The 16,585-nt window shown below is 66.0% G+C and carries 17 protein-coding genes and 1 riboswitch; of the genes, 12 read left to right on the plus strand and 5 right to left on the minus strand.

Going from position 1 to position 16,585, the window contains the following annotated elements:
* The first annotated feature begins 46 nt into the window (after window positions 1-46).
* Both prsK and prsR read left to right on the plus strand, forming a co-directional pair.
* Window positions 47-2,134 carry an XrtA/PEP-CTERM system histidine kinase PrsK gene (prsK, locus tag M2332_RS01680; protein WP_264572708.1) on the plus strand — a complete coding sequence of 696 codons (2,088 nt, stop codon included), beginning with the start codon at window positions 47-49 and terminating at the stop codon, window positions 2,132-2,134.
* Complete coding sequence (gene prsR / locus M2332_RS01685; RefSeq protein WP_264572709.1) at window positions 2,134-3,498, plus strand: PEP-CTERM-box response regulator transcription factor; 1,365 nt, start codon at window positions 2,134-2,136, stop codon at window positions 3,496-3,498. The genes prsK and prsR overlap by 1 nt, the downstream gene beginning before the upstream one ends.
* A 58-nt stretch (window positions 3,499-3,556) precedes the next feature.
* Here the strand turns inward: prsR and M2332_RS01690 are convergent, their stop codons facing one another.
* The 3 genes from M2332_RS01690 to M2332_RS01700 form a co-directional block, all read right to left on the minus strand.
* Entirely contained in the window at window positions 3,557-3,922 is a 366-nt protein-coding gene (locus M2332_RS01690; protein ID WP_181559532.1) for a glycine zipper 2TM domain-containing protein, read from the minus strand.
* Window positions 3,923-4,032: 110 nt separating this feature from the next.
* Entirely contained in the window at window positions 4,033-4,389 is a 357-nt protein-coding gene (locus tag M2332_RS01695; RefSeq protein ID WP_264572710.1) for a GntR family transcriptional regulator, read from the minus strand.
* Between the two features lie 58 nt (window positions 4,390-4,447).
* Window positions 4,448-5,026, minus strand: coding sequence for a nitroreductase (locus tag M2332_RS01700; RefSeq protein WP_264572711.1), 579 nt, complete (start codon window positions 5,024-5,026; stop codon window positions 4,448-4,450).
* 242 nt (window positions 5,027-5,268) lie between these two features.
* Between M2332_RS01700 and M2332_RS01705 the strand changes: the two genes are divergently transcribed.
* From M2332_RS01705 to M2332_RS01750, 10 genes are all read left to right on the plus strand, one after another.
* Window positions 5,269-6,852, plus strand: coding sequence for a peptide MFS transporter (locus M2332_RS01705; RefSeq protein WP_264572712.1), 1,584 nt, complete (start codon window positions 5,269-5,271; stop codon window positions 6,850-6,852).
* 50 nt (window positions 6,853-6,902) lie between these two features.
* On the plus strand, window positions 6,903-8,255 hold the full coding sequence (gene glmM / locus M2332_RS01710; RefSeq protein ID WP_181559536.1) for a phosphoglucosamine mutase: 1,353 nt from the start codon (window positions 6,903-6,905) through the stop codon (window positions 8,253-8,255).
* On the plus strand, window positions 8,248-8,472 hold the full coding sequence (locus M2332_RS01715; protein WP_181559537.1) for a DUF1272 domain-containing protein: 225 nt from the start codon (window positions 8,248-8,250) through the stop codon (window positions 8,470-8,472). Before glmM ends, M2332_RS01715 begins: the two co-directional genes overlap by 8 nt.
* A gap of 91 nt (window positions 8,473-8,563) precedes the next feature.
* Window positions 8,564-8,887: a TraR/DksA family transcriptional regulator gene (locus tag M2332_RS01720; protein ID WP_264572713.1), complete on the plus strand. Its 324-nt coding sequence runs from the start codon at window positions 8,564-8,566 to the stop codon at window positions 8,885-8,887.
* Between the two features lie 52 nt (window positions 8,888-8,939).
* Complete coding sequence (gene thiD, locus M2332_RS01725) at window positions 8,940-10,061, plus strand: bifunctional hydroxymethylpyrimidine kinase/phosphomethylpyrimidine kinase (protein ID WP_264572714.1); 1,122 nt, start codon at window positions 8,940-8,942, stop codon at window positions 10,059-10,061.
* Window positions 10,058-10,639, plus strand: coding sequence for a ribonuclease HII (locus tag M2332_RS01730; protein ID WP_264570188.1), 582 nt, complete (start codon window positions 10,058-10,060; stop codon window positions 10,637-10,639). The genes thiD and M2332_RS01730 overlap by 4 nt, the downstream gene beginning before the upstream one ends.
* Window positions 10,640-10,676: 37 nt before the next feature.
* Window positions 10,677-10,862, plus strand: a riboswitch (yybP-ykoY riboswitch).
* Window positions 10,863-10,865: 3 nt separating this feature from the next.
* A complete protein-coding gene (locus tag M2332_RS01735) occupies window positions 10,866-11,435 on the plus strand; it encodes a TMEM165/GDT1 family protein (RefSeq protein WP_181559541.1) in 570 nt (189 codons plus the stop codon).
* A 238-nt stretch (window positions 11,436-11,673) separates the two neighbouring features.
* Window positions 11,674-12,813: a site-specific DNA-methyltransferase gene (locus M2332_RS01740; RefSeq protein ID WP_181559542.1), complete on the plus strand. Its 1,140-nt coding sequence runs from the start codon at window positions 11,674-11,676 to the stop codon at window positions 12,811-12,813.
* A 111-nt stretch (window positions 12,814-12,924) separates the two neighbouring features.
* Window positions 12,925-14,070, plus strand: coding sequence for a dihydropteroate synthase (gene folP, locus M2332_RS01745; RefSeq protein ID WP_413715931.1), 1,146 nt, complete (start codon window positions 12,925-12,927; stop codon window positions 14,068-14,070).
* Between the two features lie 46 nt (window positions 14,071-14,116).
* Window positions 14,117-15,205, plus strand: coding sequence for a Gfo/Idh/MocA family protein (locus M2332_RS01750; protein ID WP_264572715.1), 1,089 nt, complete (start codon window positions 14,117-14,119; stop codon window positions 15,203-15,205).
* Window positions 15,206-15,220: 15 nt separating this feature from the next.
* Here M2332_RS01750 and M2332_RS01755 read toward each other — a convergent pair whose 3' ends face one another.
* The gene (locus M2332_RS01755; RefSeq protein WP_264572716.1) at window positions 15,221-15,925 is read right to left on the minus strand and encodes a TadE/TadG family type IV pilus assembly protein; all 705 of its coding nucleotides are present in this window, start codon (window positions 15,923-15,925) and stop codon (window positions 15,221-15,223) included.
* A complete protein-coding gene (locus M2332_RS01760; RefSeq protein ID WP_264572717.1) occupies window positions 15,922-16,584 on the minus strand; it encodes a TadE/TadG family type IV pilus assembly protein in 663 nt (220 codons plus the stop codon). Before M2332_RS01760 ends, M2332_RS01755 begins: the two co-directional genes overlap by 4 nt.
* Window position 16,585: the final 1 nt, after the last annotated feature.

The following is a 16,585-nucleotide window of genomic DNA, read 5'->3' on the forward strand; positions in this document are numbered from 1 at the left end:
GTGTGATCTTCACGGCCGCGCGGTCGCTTAGCCGGGGGAGATGCGCATGGCTGTCTGGCTGATTGCCGGCCATCTGGGTCACGCGCTCGCGGCGATCCTGTTCGCCACGCTCGCAATCCTGATTTCGCGACAGCCCCACCGCATCGCCGCGCCGCAGTTCGTCATCGTGGCGCTGGCGCTGACGGCGCTGTGGTCGCTGCGGCACGCCTTTGTCGGCTTCAGCCCGCTCGGCCAATTGAGCGATGGCGTCACCGAGACCATGCGCAATGCGGCCTGGCTGGCAGCACTGGCCAGCCTTTCGCGGGTCTGGCGACCGGGCGGGCGGGCCGGCCCCAAGGTCGTGGTGCTGGCTCTGGCGCTTGTGCTCGCGGTTCAGCTGATTTTCGATCTGCAGATGGGCGAGGGCATTCGGGTCGATCGCCGCATCCTCGTCTATTTCGAGATGACCTGGATGTTGCGCGCTGCCTTCGCTCTGGGCGCGCTGCTGCTGCTCTTCCGCTGGAACACGGGGCGCGGTGACCCGGAATCGGCCCGTCGTGAGGGCTGGCTGGCCGCCGCGCTGGCCTGCATGTGGGCCTATGATTTCAATCATTATCTGCTGGTCTGGTTCGCGGAAGGGAGCATGACCCCGCTTGCGCCGATGCGCGGGTTCGTGATGGCGGTACTGGCGATCATGCTCGCATTGGGCCTGCGCAGCGACGGCACGCGCGCCTTCGCGCTCTCGCGCACACTGAAGACCCGGCTCGTCTCTGCAGGCCTCGCGCTGTTCTATATCTGCGTCATCCTGCTGCTGGTCGGCTTGCTGAGCGGCATGAGCGCTCCCATGGCGCGCATCGTCCAGTTCGCGCTCCTGTTCACCCTTGCCGTCGCGGTCCTGGCCTTTCTGCCGTCTGCATCCATGCGCTCCTGGCTGCGGGGCGAAATCTCCAAGCATGTGTTCGCGCATCGATATGACTATCGTAGCCTCTGGCTCCGCTTCTCCGCCACGATGGATGGCGGAGACACGGATGGCACCAGCCTCGATTGCCGGATCGCGCGGGCGATTACCCAGGCGGTCGATGCGCCGGCCGGTGCGCTGTATCTGAGGCAGGATGAGCGTCTGGTCCGCGTCTGCGCCTATGCGTGGTCAGAGGCTAGCGCCCCGCCGCTGGCCCTGCCACTCGCCGTCACCGACCGGATGGTTCCGGCCGGAAAGATCCTCGACCTCGCACGCGAGGGACATGATCTGGGCGACCTCCTCCCGGCCTCGATGCTGGAGAGCCGTGTCGCTTGGGCACTTGCGCCGCTCATCTGCCGCGATGAGATCATCGGCGTGATGCTGCTCGCGGCACCGCCACGCTCTCGCGCGCTCGACTGGGAGGATTTTGACGTTCTGCGCGTCGTTTGCGGCGAAGCTGCCGCTCGCGTCGCGGAGGAGCGCCATCGCGAGGCTTTGGCTGAAGCGCAGCGGTTCGAAGAGTTCAACCGCCGCTTCGCCTTCATCCTGCACGATCTCAAGAATCTGGTCAGCCAGATGACGCTACTGGCCGGCAACGCCCGCCGCCACGCAGACAATCCGGCGTTCCGGGAGGATATGATCCTGACGCTGGAAGAAACTTCATCGCGGATGAACGACCTCATCCAGCGCCTTGGGCGTGGCGGGCAGGCACGCCCCTCCGAGCGCGAGGAACTGCTGCTGGGGCCATGGCTCGGCGATCTCGCCCGCGCCTGGGCCGGCGGCACGCGCAATGTCGTCGTGGAGGGCGCGCTCGAACAGCAGGTGATCGTCGACGCCGATAATCTGCAGCGCGCGCTCACCCATCTGGTGCGCAATGCCATCGAAGCCAGCCCGGATGGCGCCTTGGTGCGGATCGTCGTGGAACAGGGCGATGCCTGGCTCGATCTTCACGTTATCGATCGGGGCAAGGGGATGAGCGCCGCCTTCATGCGCGACCGTCTGTTCCGCCCCTTCAGCTCCACCAAAGCCAATGGATTTGGCCTTGGCGCGCATGAGACGCGCGCGCTGGTCGAGGCGATGGGCGGCCGCCTGCTCGTCCAGAGTGTCCAGGGAGAAGGCAGCCAGTTCACGATCCGGCTGCCAGTTACCAGCCCAAGTGAGAACGCAACAGACATGCCGATGCGGAGTGCGATGTGATGGGGGATAGTCGCCCGAAATTGCTGATCGTCGAAGATGATCCAGGTCTGCAGCGCCAGTTGCGCTGGTCCTATGACGGTTATCACATTCTGATCGCGGGGGACCGGGAGGAGGCGATGGACATCCTGCGCGCAGAAGCGCCGGCGGTGGTCACGCTCGATCTTGGGCTACCGCCCGACCCGGATGGAATCACCGAAGGCATGGCCGCGCTGGCGCAGATCCTCGCCGAAGCCCCGGCGACAAAGGTGATCGTAGCGTCCGGTCAGGGCGACCGCGCCAGTGCCCGGCGTGCGATCGGGCAGGGGGCGTGGGATTTCTACCAGAAGCCGCTCGACATCGATTCCCTGGGCCACATCGTCGCCCGCGCCTTCCACGTCCACACGCTTGAGCAGGAGAACCGGCGCCTTGCCGAGGCAGTGCCCGCCGATGCGCGGGTGCTCGGGCATATGATCACGGCATCGCCGGAAATGCTCAAGGTCGCGCGCATGATTGAGCGCGTGGCGAGCGCCAGCGTGTCCGTGATGCTGCTTGGCGCCAGCGGCACTGGCAAGGAGCTGCTCGCCCGCGGCCTGCACGAAAAGAGCGACCGCGCAGCCGGACCGTTCGTGGCGATCAACTGCGCGGCGATCCCCGAGACGCTGCTGGAGAGCGAGCTGTTCGGGCACGAGAAGGGCGCCTTTACAGGTGCGGTGAAGACGACGCCCGGCAAGATCGAGCAGGCGCAGGGCGGCACGCTGTTCCTCGATGAGGTCGGGGATATTCCGCTCGCCCTGCAGGTGAAGCTGCTGCGCTTCTTGCAGGAGCGGACCATCGAGCGGATCGGCGGGCGCCAGCAGATCGCCGTGGATTGCCGGATCGTCTGCGCGACCCACCAGAATCTGGAGGAGATGATCGCCCAAAGCCGCTTCCGCGAGGATCTCTATTACCGCCTGGCAGAGATCATCGTGCGCATCCCAGCTCTGGCGGAGCGAACCGGCGATGCCGTGCTGCTTGCGCGCCACTTCGTCGGCCGCTTCGCGCCGGAACTGAATGCGCAGGTGCGCGGCCTGTCCAGCGATGCCATTGCTGCCATCGATGCCTGGCATTGGCCGGGCAATGTGCGGGAGCTGGAAAACCGCGTCAAACGCGCGGTCATCCTGGCCGAGGGCAAGATGGTCACCGCAGGCGATCTTGATCTGGATGGAACAGCCGGCGAGGACGGCCCGGTGGTCAATTTGCGCGCGGTCCGGGAGGCGGCCGATCAGGCGGCGATCCGGCGGGCCATCGCCCGGTCCGAGGGCAATATCTCAGGCGCGGCACGGATGCTGGGGGTGAGCCGGCCGACGCTCTACGATCTCATGAAAAGCTATAATCTTCAGGGTTGAGCGGTCCGTGCCGGAGCGACCTCATGGCCACTCCGGCACGTCCAAACTCAAGCGGCGATCAGCGGCAGCGCGCGCCGCTGCGCTCGATTTCCCGACCGAGCAAGGCGCCACCAGCGGCACCGAGGACGGTGCCGAGCGTGCGGTCGCCCCGCGTATCGATGGTCCGGCCGAGCAATGCGCCACCGGCCGCGCCGATGATCAGGCCCGTCGTGCCGTTCGCGCGCTTGCAATAATAGCGGCCATCGTCGCCGCGCCATGTGCGCGTGTCGCGGGTGATCGGGCGGGGCTCGCGATAATAGCCGCGGTCGTCATACATGCGGCTGGCGCCGTGCCCGTGCCGATGCTTGCTCTTGTGGGCTTCCGCAGGGGCTGCGCTCATCATCACGCCGACGGCGGCGAGGGTAGCAAGGGCGGTCTTGATCATGTTTTGTCTCCGTTCAACCTGATGCGACAAGTCTGGCGAGGCCAACCGCAACGGCAGATGAACGAGAGATCAGACGCGATAGATCGATGGGCTGGAGCGATGGGCCGTGATCAGTCGGTGGTCATGCGATCTCGCTCGACAAGCTCTTCCAGCGTGATTCCAATGCGATGCATCTGCTCGGAGACGCCCGGCCAGACCGCACTGAAGAAGCGTTCGCGCTCCATCGCCCGCAGGCGACGCGATGCGCCCGGCGCGACAAACATGCCAACGCCACGGCGGACCTGCACCAGCCCTTCATCCTGAAAGCTCTGATAGGCTTTGGCGACGGTCAGGGGATTCGCGCCTTGCTGGGCCGCAAAGGCCCGCACCGATGGCAAGACATCGCCATCGGCAAAGCGTCCATCCAGAATGGCAGCGGCGATTTCGTCGCGCAGGCGCAGATAGACAGGCCGGCTCTCATCGATCATGCTGCATCAGTGACATAATACAGTGGATCGGTCAAGGCGCCGGCCAGGAAGCGTGCGGTCAGCCGCCCGACCAGATCGACAACACGTCGTCCAGCTCCGGCCGGGGGCGCTCGTCCAGATCCCGCGAGGGCGTGCCGATGAACACGAAGCCGGCGATCCGCTCCTGGCTGGTGCCGAACGCATCGCGCACGGCCTCGTTGTAGGACGGCCAGCCGGTCAGCCAACCTCCCGCAAAACCCATGGCATGGGCGGCATGCAGCAGGTTCATGGTTGCCGCACCGACTGAGAGCTCCTGTTCCCACACGGGAATCTTGGAAGGCTTGGGCGAGGACAGGACAACGATCAGCGCCGGCGCCTGATGCGCGAACTGATGCATTGCCTCGATTTCCAGCCGGCCAGCCTCGGGCTTCTCGGCGAGATAGGCACGCTCGAGCAGCGCGGCCAGCGCCGCGCGCTTGTCGTCGGGCACGATCAGGAACCGCCAGGGAGCGAGCTTGCCATGATCGGGGGTCCGCGTCGCGATCCGCACCATCTCGCGTTGCTCATCGAGCGAGGGGCCGGGCGCCGCGAGATCGCGCGCTTTGCCGGATCGGCGGGATGCGAGATAGGCGGGGAGGGAAGAGCGGTCGTTGAACATGCCGCATCGCTAGACAAATCCGGTCGATCCGCCAAGCGCGTTTGCCAATTGATCACAATGTTGCATCTACTGTGCCCGGTTTCGCTACGGCAACGGCGCTCGGGCAGCCCTTATCACGGATCGGCGGGCTGGTTGGTCGAGGCCGGCGGAAAAAAGCGCTTTTCTCAAATGTCAGACTCTCTAAGTCTCGTGGGCATATTGTCGCGGCCGGCGTCTCGCCGTTGCCCGGACCAGGAGACTTTATGGCGACCATTCCAGCCATCGCCCTCATCGCGCTCGTCGTGCTTCTTGCCGGCGGCGCGGTTGGGCTTGTGAGCAAGAAGCAGGAGTTTATCGGCCATCCCAAGGGCCTCTACATCCTGTTCTTTGCCGAGATGTGGGAGCGCTTTTCCTATTATGGCATGCGCGCCCTGCTGATTTTCTACCTCACCAAGCACTGGCTGTTCAGCGATGGACAGGCGAACCTCGTCTACGGGGCCTATACCAGCCTCGTCTACGTCACACCGGTGCTGGGCGGCTATCTCGCCGACCGCTATCTCGGCCAGCGCAAGGCCGTGCTGTTCGGCGCGCTGATCCTCACCGCTGGCCACTGCCTGATGGCATTTGAAGGCTCGGGCGGACAGGATGATCCCACGATCAACATCTTCTGGCTGGCGCTAAGCTGCATCGTTGTCGGCTCGGGCTTCCTCAAGGCCAATATCTCGGTGATCGTCGGCCAGCTTTACGGGCTTACCGATCCCCGCCGCGACGGCGCCTACACGATCTTCTATGTGGGCGTGAATGTGGGCGCGGCCATCGGTACCATCATGGCCGGCTGGCTCGGCGAGACCTACGGCTGGAAATACGGCTTCGGCGCGGCGGGCGTTGGCATGTTGCTGGGCGCGGCGGTGTTCGTCATCGGCAAGCCGTTCCTCATGGGCAAGGGGGAGCCGCCCAAGCCGCTCACCCTGCGCACCGAATGGCTGCTCTACGCGATCGGCGTCGCTTCCATCGGCGTGATCTGGTTCCTCGTCCAGTATCAGGATATCATCGAGACGCTGCTCATCGTCGCCGGCGTCGCCCTGCTCGGCTATGTGCTCTACGCCGCGATGAAGCTGCAACCGGATGCGCGCGACCGCATCTTTGCGATCGTTTTCCTCGTCGCGCTCAACCCGGTGTTCTGGGGCCTGTTCGAGCAGGCGGGCGGCAGCCTCAATCTGTATACGGACCGCTATGTCGACCGTGGCGGTTTCCAGACCACCTTCTTCCAGTCGCTCAACCCCATCTACATCGTGCTGCTCGGGCCGGTCTTCGCCTGGCTTTGGCTGTGGCTGGGCAAGCGGGGCTGGGAACCGTCCGCACCGGCCAAATTCGGTCTGGCGCTGGCGCAGGTCGGCTTTTCCTTCCTCATCTTCGTATGGGGCGCCCAGTCGGCCGGCATGGCGGCGCTGACGCCGGTGCTGTTCGTGTTCCTGGTGTATCTGTTCCAGACCACTGGTGAGCTGTGCCTCTCACCTGTCGGGCTTTCCGCGATGAACCGGCTGGCACCGAAGCATCTCGCCAGCCTCATCATGGGCGCCTGGTTCTACATGTCGGCGGTCGGCAATTTTGTTGCAGGCAAGATCGGCGAGGCGACCGGCGGTCATGATGGCGAGATGACCAAGGAAGCAACGCTCTCTGTTTACAACACCATTGGCTGGTGGACGATCGGCATCGCCGTCGCGGTGCTGGCGGTCTCCCCGCTGGTCAAGCGTCTGATGCATCTCGATACGCTGAAGGAAGAGGATGCCCCGGTCGATGATCGCCCGGAGGAAGGCCTGCGGGACCAGACGGCGCCTGTGCGGTGAGCCTTCAAGGGGGCTGGCGCTGCCGGCCCCCGATCCGCTAAGCACCGGCGATGACCAGACGCTTCTTCGGCACGGATGGCATCCGGGGCCGCACCAACCAGTCCACGATGACGGCCGAAATGGCCATGCGAGTGGGCATGGCCGCCGGCCGCCACTTCATGCGCGGCAGCCATCGCCACCGCGTGGTGATCGGCAAAGATACGCGCCTTTCCGGCTATATGATCGAGAATGCGCTGGTCGCGGGCTTTACCAGTGTCGGCATGGACGTGGTGCAATTCGGCCCGATCCCCACCCCCGCCGTGGCGATGCTGGCCGCATCGATGCGCGCCGATCTCGGCGTGATGATCTCCGCCAGCCACAATCCTTATTATGACAATGGCATCAAGCTGTTCGGGCCGGATGGCTACAAGCTCTCCGACGCCGACGAGCTGAAGATCGAGGCGCTGATCGAGGGCGGCGAGATACCGCTGGCCCCGTCCGAAGGGATCGGGCGCGCGCGGCGGGTCGAGGATGGGCGCGGGCGCTACATTCACTTCGTCAAATCGACCTTCCCGCAGCATCTGCGGCTCGATGGGCTCAAGGTGGCGCTCGATTGTGCCAATGGCGCCGCGTACAACACCGCCCCCTATACCTTCTGGGAGCTGGGCGCCGAGCTGGTCCAGATCGGTGTGACTCCCAACGGCACCAACATCAACGATGGCTGCGGCTCGACCGCGCCGCTGCTGCTGCAGGAGACGGTCGTGGCATCCGGCGCCGACATCGGCATTGCGCTCGATGGCGATGCTGACCGCCTGATCGTGGTGGATGAGACCGGCACCATCGTGGATGGCGACCAGATCATGGCGCTGATCGGCACGAGCTGGGCGCGGCAGGGCATGCTCAAGGGCGAGGGGGTCGTCGCCACAGTCATGTCCAACCTGGGGCTGGAGCGAAAGCTTGCCAGCGAGGGCATTCCCCTCATCCGCACCAAGGTTGGCGACCGTTATGTGCTGGAAGAAATGAAGGCGCGCGGCTGCAACGTCGGAGGCGAGCAGTCCGGCCACATGATCCTCTCCGATTATGCGACGACGGGCGACGGCACCATTGCCGCGCTCCAGGTGCTCGCCGCGCTGGTGCAGAGCGGCAAGCCGGCCAGCGCCCTGCTGCGCCAGTTCGAGCCGGTCCCGCAATTGCTCAAGAATGTCCGTTTCGCCGGCGGTAAGCCGCTTGAGGCGCAGAGCGTCCAGGCCGTGATCGCCCAGGCGGAAGCGGAGCTTGAAGGGGTGGGGCGCCTCGTCATTCGGCCGTCCGGCACCGAGCCGGTGATCCGCGTGATGGCCGAAGGGGACGATGGCGATCAGGTCGTCCGCGTGGTGGACCGCATCTGCGATGCCGTGGCAAGCGCGGCGGCCGCCCATGCTTGAGATGCGCCCGGATTGCGAGCGCTGCGGCGCCGATCTCCCCGCCGATGCGGGTGGTGCCTTCATCTGCTCGTTCGAATGCACCTTTTGCGCCGAATGCGCCGAGGATCTGGACGATCGCTGCCCCAATTGCGGGGGCGAGCTGCTGGACCGGCCGAGCCGGACTGGCGACGCGCTCAAGCGAAACCCTGCTTCGACGGAGCGCCGCTTCAAGGGCTGAGCGCCCGCGCGACCGGTTTGATCTGGCGCATGGATTGGCGCGCATCACCGCCTAGACTGGCATCAAGCAGTCGGACGGAGAGGGGGTGGCCATGGACATGATGGACGCAAAAGCACGGCTTCTGGCCATGCGCGATGATCTGAAAGCCCGGCAGAAGCGGCTTGCGGTCGATCTGGACGAACCGCTGAATGCCGATTCAGCTGAACAGGCAAGCGAAGTGCAGGATGATCGCGCACTGGAGCAGCAGTCCGCGCTGGTGGCGCGGGAGATCGGCTCGGTCAATCGTGCGCTCGCGCGGATCGAGGCGGGCGTTTACGGTGCCTGCGTGCTGTGCGGCGAGCCCATCGCGCCGGCGCGTCTGGCGGCCCGGCCCGAGGCATCGCTGTGCATCGCCTGCGCCCGCAAGGAACAGTGAGGCGCAGCGCCAGCGGCTCGACTTCCGCGCCGGCAGGGGGCAAAAGCGCCCCATGAGCTATCCTCGAATCCTGATCATCGCCGGCTCGGACTCCGGCGGCGGCGCCGGCATCCAGGCGGACGTCAAGACCGTCACCATGCTGGGTGGCCACGCCATGACCGCGATCACCGCGATCACCGCGCAAAATACGCTGGGCGTGCAGGCCGTGCATCCCGTGCCGACGGAGATGGTGCTGGCGCAGATCGACAGCGTGGTCAGCGACATCGGCGTGGACGCCGTGAAGATCGGCATGATCGGCTCCGCGGAGACGGCGCTGGCGGTCGCCGACCGGCTTGAGAGCATCGGCGCGCCGGTGGTGCTCGATCCGGTGATGGTCGCGACGAGCGGCGGCGTGCTGGCGGACGCCGCCACCATCGAGAGCTTGCACGAGCTGATGGGCTGGGCGTTCGTCACGACGCCGAATCTCCCCGAACTGGAGGCGCTTGGCGGCGAGGCGGACCTGACTGCGCGGGGCGAAATGCTGCTCATCAAGGGCGGCCACGCCCCCGGCGAGATCATCACCGACCGGCTTGTCGGTTCGGAGGGGGAAATTGCCCGGTGGGAAGGGGCACGCATCCATACCGAGGATACCCATGGCACCGGCTGCACCCTGGCCAGCGCCATCGCGGCCGGGCTGGGGCAGGGGCTCGATCTGCCGGAAGCCATTGCGCGCGCACGCCTGTTCGTGCGGCTGGCTCTGCGCACTGCGCCCGGCCTCGGCCGCGGGCATGGCCCGATGGCGCATGGCGCGGTGCGGCTCGACATGGGGCCGAGCGGCCGCCTCAACCAGATTTCCGTGCCGGTCAGTGATTATGCCGCCTCCCGCGATTTCTACGAGGATCTGGGCCTGACCCTGATCGTGGACAGCCCGGACCAGCCCTATGCCCGCTTCGAGGCGCCCGGCGGCGCGACGCTGTCTCTCCATGGCCAGCAGCATGGCGTCTATCTGGAATGCGATGATCTCGATGCCCGGGTGACCGCGTTGATCTCGGCCGGCCTCGTCTTCGATAATGAGCCGGTGGATCAGGCATGGGGCTGGCGCGAGGCCTGGCTGGTCGATCCGGCCGGCAACCGCGTCTGTCTCTATTCGGCGGGCGAAAACCGGCGCTATCCGCCCTGGCGGGTCGAGGGATGATCGCGGGGGTCGACGAGGCCGGGCGCGGGCCACTGGCCGGGCCGGTGGTCGCGGCGGCGGTGGTTCTCTGCAAGCCGCGCCCGTCCGGCTTGGATGACAGCAAGAAGCTGAGCGCCGCCAAGCGCGCGGGTCTGGAAGCGACGATCAAGCGCCGCTGCCACTGGGCGGTCGGCGTGGTCGATGTCGCGGAGATCGACCGGCTCAACATCTTCGGCGCGACGATGCTGGCGATGACGCTGGCGGTCGAGGGGCTGTGCGCCCGCTTGGGGTGCGATCCGCGCGAGGTGCTGGTCGACGGCAATCTCACACCTCACGGCCGGCGCCCTGAGTGGCGCTGGTCGGCGCGCGCAATCGTCGGAGGGGATGCATTGGAGCCCTGCATTTCCGCCGCGTCGATCATCGCCAAGGAACATCGCGACGCGCTGATGCGGGAAGCCGCGCGCGATCATCCGCATTATGGCTGGGAGCGGAACAAGGGGTACGGCACCGCCGATCATCTCGCCGCGCTGCGCCAGCATGGCCCAAGCCCGCTTCACCGCCGCAGCTTCGCGCCAGTCGCGCAGCTGGCCTTTCTGTAGGGCGCCCGTTGACGGGAGACGGCCGAAGGCCTAAGGCGCTGGGGTCATCTGGGGAGTAGCCAGCTGCCGGTTTCCGGCAGGCCTGCCCGTCAACATACTCGGTCGAGAGGCCGTGGCGGCAGGGAATCCAAGCATTCCGGCGAGACCAATGACATCGAGCTTCCGTCCAGGCCGGGCGGGAGGCGCGGTGTCATTGTTTGTCTTGTTGCCCGGCTGAGGATTTTTCATGGAAGCCCTGTTCACCTCCACCGCCGTCGTCGCGCTCGCCGAAATCGGCGACAAGACGCAGTTGCTGGCCATCCTGCTCGCCACCCGGTTCAAGAAGCCGGTGCCGATCATCCTCGGCATTCTCGCGGCGACGCTGGCCAACCACTTTCTGGCAGCCCTGCTCGGCGCAAGCGTGGCGTCCATCTTTCAGCAAAACTGGTTCCACTATCTGGTCGCGGCCGGCTTCCTCGCCATGGCGATCTGGACGCTGATCCCCGACAAGATCGATGATCTGGAGGACAAGCCGGCCCGCTTCGGCGCGTTCGTCACCACCACGATCGCCTTCTTCTTGGTGGAGATGGGCGACAAGACGCAGATCGCGACCGTCGCGCTTGGCGCCCAGTTCCATCAGGTCGGTCTGGTGACGATGGGCACAACCCTGGGCATGCTGATCGCCAATGTCCCGGCAGTGTTCCTCGGGCACGAACTGCTCCGCCGCGTGCCGCTCAAGGTGGTGCGCATCGTGGCGGCCAGCCTGTTCGCGGTCATCGGCCTGTGGTTGCTGATCCAGGGGCCGGGTAGCCTCTGAAAATCGATAGCGCCGGAGGCTCGGTTAAAATATTTTTCGGCCCATCGCGCCCCTGAGTCTTCGGCGCAACACCACAACATGTTGAGTCCTGCCTGAATCGCAGGACTCCATCCCTCGTGTGGGACTCGTTTCGTTCTCATTTCCGGCGCGGATTCTTCGCGTGACTCCAGTCCGTTACCGCTCTTGACGGTGGACTCGTCGTGACTCACACCGGGCGCACAAACGGGGGTGAGACGACATGAGCGTGATGGAAAAACTGACGAAGCGACCGGTGCGCGCAAAGGTCCTGCCGGCCAACACGCCGCCGATCCTGCCACTCGACACGCTGCTGCAGGGCGACTGCATCGCCATCATGCGCACGCTGCCGACGGCAAGCGTAGACATGATCTTCGCCGATCCGCCGTACAATCTCCAGCTCGGCGGCGATCTGTTCCGCCCCGAGGGCGGGCGCGTCGATGCGGTCGACGACGCCTGGGACCAGTTCGACAGCTACGCTGCCTATGACGCCTTTTGCCGCGAGTGGCTGGCCGAGGCGCGCCGCATCCTCAAGCCGGATGGCACGATCTGGGTGATCGGCAGCTATCACAATATCTTCCGCGTGGGCGCGCTGATGCAGGATCACGGCTTCTGGATCCTCAACGATATCGTCTGGCGCAAGGCCAACCCCATGCCCAACTTCAAGGGCACGCGTTTTACCAATGCGCATGAGACGATGATCTGGGCCAGCCAGGGAGAGAAGGCGAAATATACCTTCAATTATCGTGCGATGAAGACGCTGAACGACGAGTTGCAGATGCGCTCGGACTGGGTGCTGCCGATCTGCGCCGGGCAGGAGCGCCTCAAGCGCGGTGGCACCAAGGCCCATCCCACTCAGAAGCCGGAGGCGCTGCTGTACCGCGTGCTGCTCTCCTGCACCAACAAGGGCGATGTGGTGCTCGATCCCTTCTTCGGCACCGGCACAACCGGCGCCGTGGCCCGCCGCCTGGGGCGCCGCTGGATCGGCATCGAGCGGGAAGACAGTTATTGCGAGGTCGCGCGGGAGCGTATTGCTGCAGCGCTCCCGCTCGATGAGAGCGCGCTGACCATCATGCAATCCCCCAAGAGCCAGCCGCGCGTGGCGTTCGGCACGCTGGTCGAGACCGGCATGATCGCACCCGGCACTGTGCTCACCGCCAGCAAGGGGCGCTTCAAGGCGCATGTCCGCGCCGATGGCTCGCTGGAGTGCAAGGGCCAGACCGGCTCGATCCACAAGATGGGCGCCACGCTGCAGGGCGCGCCCAGCTGCAATGGCTGGACCTTCTGGCAAATCGAGCACGAAGGCGCCGTGAAGCCGCTCGATGCCATGCGCCAGCTTTACCTGCTCGCGACGGAGCCATAAGGCACCGTCGTTGGGGCCCGGACGGCGCGCTCCCACCGCGGGTCCGGGCTCCTGCTTCCGCTTTTCTGTCGGGCAAGCTAAGGCGCGCGGGATGCACAAGGATATCGCCCGATGATGATGGAAATCCCGCCGCCGGACGCCCGCCTCTATCTGCGCCCGATCTGGTTCATCGACACGCCTGTCGGGCTGGAGACGCATGAATTCCGCAGGCTTGCCGGGGGACTGATCTGGTTTCAGGGCCTCGAGGTCCGTTGGGCGGGCGCGGAAGGCACCGCCGGTAAGGCCATCGTCCCCGTTGCCATGTTTGATGACTGGCAAAGCCGCCTGAGCGACGCGCAGGCTGAGCGGATCGCAGCGCAAATGCAGGGGCTGACGGCGCCTCGCGCACCGTTGACGCTGGGCGAGCGCGTCATTCGCTTCGATACGCCGCAGGTCATGGGCATCCTCAACATGACGCCGGACAGTTTCTCGGATGGCGGCAAGCTCATCGGCGATGCCGAGCGCGCCGCCGATGCCGGCTTTGAGATGCAGCTGGCCGGCGCCTCGATCATCGATGTCGGCGGCGAGTCCACCCGGCCCGGCGCCGCCACCGTGTGGGAGGGCGACGAGATCGCCCGGACCGTGCCGGTGATCGAGCGACTGGCCGGGAACGGCATCGTGGTCTCCATCGATACGCGCAAGGCGGCGGTGATGGAGGCCGCGCTCGCGGCCGGCGCGGGCATCATCAATGATGTGACTGGCCTCACCCACGATCCGCGCGGGCTTGAGGTGGTGGCGAAAGCGGGGTGCCCCGTCATCCTGATGCACAGCCCGTCCGCCGGCGACGATCCGCACGGCGGCGCGGTCAAGTACAAGGCCGGCGCCGTTGCCGGCCCGACGGTAGCCATGGCCGTGTTTGACTGGCTGGAGGCGCGGGTCGCTGCCTGCCTCGATGCCGGCATTGCGCGGAGCAAGATCATCCTCGATCCCGGTGTCGGCTTCGGCAAGGCGTTGCAGGACGACACGCGCGTCATCAACAATCTGGCCATGTATCAGGCGCTGGGTGTGCCGCTGCTGTTCGGGGCCAGCCGCAAGCGCATTGTCGGCGCGCTGACCGATGGTGCGCCGGTCGAGGAGCGGCTCGGCGGCTCGGTCGCCTTGGCGCAGGTCGCGATCGGGCAGGGCGCGCAGATCGTGCGGGTGCATGATGTGCAGGAGAGCGTGCAGGCCGCCCGCGTGTGGCGCGGCTTGCGCGACGCCGCCTTGGTCGCTGCCTGATCGCTGGGGAAAGCGTTCCGATGCAGAAACGCCTGTCATGTTGAACATGGCCATGATTGGCGGAGGCGGGCTTCTGTCCATCGGCCAGACCCACCGCATCGCGGCGGAGGCGACCGGACAGATCAGGCTGGTTGCCGGCGTGTTTTCCTCCGACCCGGCGCGATCCCGGCAGGCGGGCCTTGCTTATGGCATCGATCCCGCCCGCGTCTATGCCGATGTCCCCGCCTTGCTGGCGGGCGAGCGGGACCGGGCGGATGGGGCCGATTTCGCGAGCATCGTCACGCCCAATCATCTCCATTATCCGGCGGCCGTGGCCGCCCTTGAGGCTGGCCTTGCCGTGATGAGCGACAAGCCCATGACCGCGTGGCTCGATGAAGCCCGCAGGCTCGCCGCGCTTGTGAACGAGACGGGCCGCCCCTTTGCGGTCAGCTATCCGTATGGTGGCTTTGCCGCTGTGCGCGCCGCCCGCGCGATGATCGCCGCAGGCGAGCTGGGCGCGGTCCGCAAGGTCAGCGCAACCTATGCGCAGGGCTGGCTGGCGAGCGCAGCCGGCCATGCGCAGGCCGCCTGGCGGGTAGACCCCGCGCGCTCCGGAGTAGGCGGCTGCATCGCGGACATCGGCGTCCACGCCTTCCATCTCGCCGAGTTCGTCTCCGGCCTGCACGTAAGCCGGATCATGGCCGACCTTGGCAGCGTCGTCCCGGGGCGCACGCTGGACGATGACTGCGCCGTGCTCCTGCGGTTCGACAATGGCGCGCGCGGGACCATAATGGCCTCGCAGATCGAGGCGGGGGAGGGCAACCGGCTGCGCCTGCGCTGTGACGGGGACGCTGCCAGTCTGGTCTGGACGCTCGATGATCCGCATGCCCTCGCGCTGCATCCGATCGACGGTGCCAGCCTTCGGCTCGCTTTCGGCGAGGACGAGCCTGCGATCGCCTGCCCGCCCGGCGTCCACCACGCTGACGGCTATATGGCGGCCTTTGCCACCCTCTATCGCGATTTCGCGGCGGTTCTTCAGGGCAATGCGGCGCCTTCGCTGCCCGGCGTGCAGGAGGGGTTGCGCGGCATGGCGTTTATCGAGACAGCCGTTGCCGCCTCTCGGGCCCAAGACGGCTGGGTCGATCTGGCGCTCTAGGCCCGCGCTATCGCCTCAGCTGCTGCAGGTCGAAGCGGTGACGCCTTCATTATTGTAGACGCCCGTCCCGCCATTGCCATTATAGTCGCGGTCGTCGCGCACGGTCATGGCGGCAGTATCGACGATGACGGTCGTCGGCACGATGCTCGCCGAAATGAGCGGCGTATAATCATAGGCCACTTCAACGAAAATGACCGCGCCGCCATCGGGCGCCGTCACCTGCTTGCCGGTTTCGCCCATCGCCGGCAGATCGGTGTCGCCCTGCACGCCATGGGTGGAGGCCCAGCTTTTGGCGCCGAAGCAACGCTGCCAGTGAATGTGGAATTTTTTGGGTTCGGGATTGGGATTGGCGACCGGCTCAAGGCTCGAAATGATGATCCGCCCATTCGTCGCGAGATCGAGCGCGCCGGACTGCATGTTGGCGCCGATCAGCAGATCGTTGATCTGCGCTTCGCTGATCTGCGGCGCGGTGAGCAGGCTGTTGGTGCCGATGCGGGAAGCGTTATCGGCAACGTGGAGGGCGATCTGGCTCACCTGCATCCGCGTGATCGCGAAATTGGTGAGTTCCGCGCCCGCGAGGAACATCCCAAGGATCAGCGGAGCCGTGAGTGCGAATTCCACGGCGGCCACACCACTCTGGGCGCGCGCGAGACGCGAGACGTTTCCAAGCCGCATACGGCAGAGTGCGCCTTTGCGCTTGAGGAGTCTCACCGCACTCATGAGCAATACCGCACGGTGGGCGTGCCATCGGTGCCCTGGTCGCCATAGGGCTGGTTGGAGAGGACCGTTCTGGCTACGACATGCGTGATACCATGCCCGCCGATCAGTCTGTCGATCGGAAACAGGCGCGGATAGGACACCGTCACGGTGAACACGACATTGTCGCGCGCGCCCGCGGCGTTGATGGCATTGCCACCGTCGGCATCCCAAACGCCGTTGTTATTGTTGTCTACAAACGGCTCGCCACCGTCACAAACGCCATTCTTGTTGGGTCCGCTCGCACTGTCCGTAAAGGGCTCGGCCTGAGCAGCAGCGGCTTGCGAGAAGCTGCGATAAAAGCGCCGCTGGACCGAAACCTCCGCGTCATTGTGCAATTGCTTGATCTGGCTTTCCACGACGGCGTCGATCGCATCGCGCGAGGTCGCGTTGGTGCCCGCGGATGTCTCCAGCGTGCCGTCCCGCGCGGCCTTCTGCACGGCGCCCTGCACCACGCTCTGCATGTAGAGCGTGTGCCCAACATCCAGCGCGCCCAGCAGCATGATGAGGAAGCCCGGCAGAATGAGCGCGAACTCGATGATCGTCACGCCGTCCTGCGCCCGCGCGAAACGGCGCAGGACAGGCAGGGCGCGTGCGCCGAACAGATGAGGCGCGCGCCTCATC

Source organism: Sphingobium sp. B11D3A (assembly GCF_025961695.1).
GTDB lineage: Bacteria > Pseudomonadota > Alphaproteobacteria > Sphingomonadales > Sphingomonadaceae > Sphingobium.

Coding starts and splice junctions, on each gene's coding strand:
- M2332_RS01760 (WP_264572717.1), bottom strand. CDS start 16,584: ATGAGGCGCGCGCCTCATCTGTTCGGCGCACGCGCCCTGCCTGTCCTG.
- M2332_RS01700 (WP_264572711.1), bottom strand. CDS start 5,026: ATGTTCAACGACCGCTCTTCCCTCCCCGCCTATCTCGCATCCCGCCGA.
- M2332_RS01730 (WP_264570188.1), top strand. CDS start 10,058: ATGATCGCGGGGGTCGACGAGGCCGGGCGCGGGCCACTGGCCGGGCCG.
- glmM (WP_181559536.1), top strand. CDS start 6,903: ATGACCAGACGCTTCTTCGGCACGGATGGCATCCGGGGCCGCACCAAC.
- thiD (WP_264572714.1), top strand. CDS start 8,940: ATGAGCTATCCTCGAATCCTGATCATCGCCGGCTCGGACTCCGGCGGC.
- M2332_RS01695 (WP_264572710.1), bottom strand. CDS start 4,389: ATGATCGATGAGAGCCGGCCTGTCTATCTGCGCCTGCGCGACGAAATC.
- prsR (WP_264572709.1), top strand. CDS start 2,134: ATGGGGGATAGTCGCCCGAAATTGCTGATCGTCGAAGATGATCCAGGT.
- M2332_RS01705 (WP_264572712.1), top strand. CDS start 5,269: ATGGCGACCATTCCAGCCATCGCCCTCATCGCGCTCGTCGTGCTTCTT.
- M2332_RS01740 (WP_181559542.1), top strand. CDS start 11,674: ATGAGCGTGATGGAAAAACTGACGAAGCGACCGGTGCGCGCAAAGGTC.
- prsK (WP_264572708.1), top strand. CDS start 47: ATGGCTGTCTGGCTGATTGCCGGCCATCTGGGTCACGCGCTCGCGGCG.
- folP (WP_413715931.1), top strand. CDS start 12,925: ATGATGATGGAAATCCCGCCGCCGGACGCCCGCCTCTATCTGCGCCCG.
- M2332_RS01750 (WP_264572715.1), top strand. CDS start 14,117: ATGGCCATGATTGGCGGAGGCGGGCTTCTGTCCATCGGCCAGACCCAC.
- M2332_RS01715 (WP_181559537.1), top strand. CDS start 8,248: ATGCTTGAGATGCGCCCGGATTGCGAGCGCTGCGGCGCCGATCTCCCC.
- M2332_RS01735 (WP_181559541.1), top strand. CDS start 10,866: ATGGAAGCCCTGTTCACCTCCACCGCCGTCGTCGCGCTCGCCGAAATC.
- M2332_RS01690 (WP_181559532.1), bottom strand. CDS start 3,922: ATGATCAAGACCGCCCTTGCTACCCTCGCCGCCGTCGGCGTGATGATG.
- M2332_RS01720 (WP_264572713.1), top strand. CDS start 8,564: ATGGACATGATGGACGCAAAAGCACGGCTTCTGGCCATGCGCGATGAT.
- M2332_RS01755 (WP_264572716.1), bottom strand. CDS start 15,925: ATGAGTGCGGTGAGACTCCTCAAGCGCAAAGGCGCACTCTGCCGTATG.